At 61.4% G+C, this 1,103-nt stretch carries 1 protein-coding gene; it reads left to right on the top strand.

What is annotated here, in order from left to right; all coding sequences use genetic code 11:
* Window positions 1-1,041: molybdopterin oxidoreductase family protein (locus tag CXY80_RS00015; protein WP_158251486.1), on the top strand; the 1,041-nt coding region annotated here is incomplete at its 5' end.
* Window positions 1,042-1,103: the final 62 nt, after the last annotated feature.

The raw sequence follows: 1,103 nt of genomic DNA, 5'->3' as shown, positions 1-1,103 counted from the left end.
GCCGATGTCGTGCTGCCGGCCGCGGGCTGGGGCGAGAAAACAGGAACTTTCACCAACGTGGATCGTACGGTGCATCTCTCCGACAAGGCCGTCGAGCCGCCCGGTGAGGCAAGGAGCGACCTGGACATTTTTCTTGACTACTCGGCACGGATGAATTTCCGCACGAAGTCGGGTACGCCACTTCTCGACTGGGCCGGGCCGGAGGATGGATTCCGCGCTTGGCAGGATTGCAGCCGAGGCCGCCCGTGTGACTACACCGGCATCACCTACGAGCGACTTCGAGGAGGAAACGGTATTCAGTGGCCGTGTAACGACGAGCATCCGGACGGAACAGTTCGACTCTATGGTGACGGGGTCTTTGCCACCAAGCCAGACGATTGCGAAACGTTCGGCCATGACCTACTCACCGGTGCCTCGGTCGGTGAGCAGGCGTTTCGTGCGCTGGAAACTCACGGGCGTGCCGTTTTCAAGGCTGCACCTTACGCGCCGCCACACGAAGAGCCGGATGCCGACTTTCCGTTGCGCTACACGACTGGTCGCACGGCGTACCAGTTCCACACACGCACTCGCACCGGTCGTGCCCGGCAACTCAACAATGCGGCGCCGTCGGCGTGGTTGGAGATCTCGGTGTTGGATGCTGACCGTCTCGATATCGTGGAGGGTGACACTGTACGAGTCACCTCCCGTCGCGGTGAACTTGTCGTTCCCGCTCGCGTCAGCAATGTTCGCGAGGGAACGGTATTCGCACCGTTTCATTACGGCTATTGGGATTCGGGACGGCCCGGTCCAGACGGTCACCCCACCGCAGCCAACGAACTGACGATGACGGAGTGGGATCCGGTATCCAAGCAGCCCCTGTTCAAAAACGCGGCTGTGCGGGTGGAGAAAGTAGCGGATGGTAACGGGCCGTCCCCGGCTCCAACGACCGCAGCATCCCGACCTGCAGATTTTGGCGGCGTGCCGGTTACAGTCGGCGGTGGGGATGCCGAAGCGTCCGAATCAATGTTTCCGATCAAGGTGACCGCCGTCGCACCCGAATAGGGAGGCTGATTTTATTTCCTGAGTGCTCCTGAACACTAGCGACGGCCGAGCAGTACCGTGCC

This window comes from Cryobacterium sp. M91, assembly GCF_002929615.1.
GTDB lineage: Bacteria > Actinomycetota > Actinomycetes > Actinomycetales > Microbacteriaceae > Cryobacterium > Cryobacterium levicorallinum.
The sequence above is the reverse complement of the archived record's forward strand: the minus strand, read 5'-3'. Positions and strand labels throughout refer to the sequence as shown.